General features: G+C 57.8%; 4 protein-coding genes. All 4 read right to left on the bottom strand.

The annotated features are described in order from the left end of the window. Nucleotides 1-183 (bottom strand): phage tail protein (locus VXQ92_RS16705; RefSeq protein ID WP_032229900.1); only part of this gene is annotated, 183 nt, incomplete at its 3' end. 11 nt (nucleotides 184-194) lie between these two features. Continuing rightward, nucleotides 195-548, bottom strand: coding sequence for a head-tail joining protein (locus tag VXQ92_RS16700; protein ID WP_000752979.1), 354 nt, complete (start codon nucleotides 546-548; stop codon nucleotides 195-197). Between the two features lie 11 nt (nucleotides 549-559). Continuing rightward, complete coding sequence (locus VXQ92_RS16695) at nucleotides 560-958, bottom strand: DNA-packaging protein FI (protein WP_000158919.1); 399 nt, start codon at nucleotides 956-958, stop codon at nucleotides 560-562. 41 nt (nucleotides 959-999) lie between these two features. Next, a partial coding sequence (locus tag VXQ92_RS16690; RefSeq protein WP_416682574.1) for a major capsid protein occupies nucleotides 1000-1767 on the bottom strand: 768 nt, incomplete at its 5' end.

The raw sequence follows: 1767 nt of genomic DNA, 5'->3' as shown, positions 1-1767 counted from the left end.
CAGCCTGGCCCTTTCCTTTACCAGTTTCCGGCGTACCTTTGTCTCACGGGCAACCTGTGACGCCGACTGCGATATCGCGGATGAAGCAACGCGGTTAATGGCCATTGCGGCGGCACCAGGCACCGCCGTTTTGCTGATACGGCTGAGGTTTTCAACGGCCTGCTCAAGACCTTTTATGGCCATACATCCCCCTTTCAGCGGCGACGGTTAACGGCAGGCGGTACGCCCCGTCCAAGCCAGAGATGACAACTTCCGCCATCATCCGGCGAAACCCGATCTACCCAGAAATTTTCCTCACCGATGGTCAGCGTGTCTCCACGCCGCAGCTGCCGCACCTCATCAGTCCGGACAAACAGGGACGGGCTGGAGCCTTCAACGCGCACGCCCTGTCCGGCATAGCTGATATTTTCAGGGTCATCAAAAACACCACGTATCACCGCACCTGACTGCTCACCGGATGTAATGGTGGCTGACGTTCCCATGTACCCGCGTATCGTTTCATCGGCGCGGGCAATGGCAGCATCGAACAGGTTATCGAAATCAGCCACAGCGCCTCCCGTTATTGCATTCTGGCCAGGCCGCGCTCTGTCATTTCGGCTGCCACACCGGCAGAGACACGAAACGCCGTTCCCGGCAGCACAAATGCCACAGGTTCATCCCGCGTGGCGTGAAGTGCATCAGTATGCAGCTTCACCAGTGCCACGACCGTGACCAGTTCAGACGTATCCAGAATCACGGTATCCGGCTGCGCTGATCCCACCTCATTTTCATGTCCGGTCAGCACATTTTCCCGGCTGAGAGGGGTGTCCTGACCGGCAGTTTCATCCGTGTCATCAAGCTCCTCTTTCAGCTCTGCCACACGGAGCGCCAGTTCTTCTTTCGTCCCCGTCAGGCTGACATCACGGTTCAGTTGTTCACCCAGCGAGCGGAGACGGGCAATCAGTTCATCTTTCGTCATGGACTCCTCCACAGAGAAACAATGGCCCCGAAGGGCCATGATTACGCCAGTTGTACGGACACGAACTCATCAGGGTCAGCCAGCAGCATCAGCGGTGCTGACTGAATCATGGTGAACTCACGCGCCGGATCGCCGGTGGTCACCCAGTTTTTCGGGTAACGGGCAGAGGCGTTAATGCCTTCGCGCTGTGCGTCCGCATCCTGAATGCAGCCATAGGTGCGCAGACCGCGTGCCTGAGTGTTCCCCAGCACCATCGTGTTGTCCGGCAGGAAGTTCTTTTTGACGCCGTTTTCCACGTACTGTCCGGAATACACGACGATGGCCACATCGCCATACATCCCCTTATAGGACACCGCTTTGCCCAGGTCTTTCACCGCTGTCTCCAGCTCGGAATTAGAGCCACGACGGGTATCCAGCTTCTCCTTGACGGCTTTGAAGGAACGGAACAGCGCCCAGCCTTTCGGATCGAACACGATGATATTCACCACACCGCTGGCGTTCAGCGCGTAGGCTTCGATATCGTCGGTCGGGTCATACGTGGACTTGTCACGCTTGCTCCACTCCGTGCCGCCGGACTGCGTGATGTTATTCTCCTCACTGCGGCCCATATCCACCTCAACCGGATCGAAGGCTTCACCGGTCATGGTGTATTTGCCCTTAAGCACGGCAGAAACTGCCTGCATCTCTTCGACCTGAGCAATGGCCAGCTCTTCGTCACGCATGTTCTGCATGATGATGCGACGGCGGCGGTAAGCCGGGTCCGCCAGATTCTGCGGATCTTCATCCGGCAGGCGACGCAGGGTCATCTG

This window comes from Acinetobacter sp. 228, from assembly GCF_048147885.1.
This window is presented reverse-complemented; position numbering and strand designations above follow the sequence as displayed.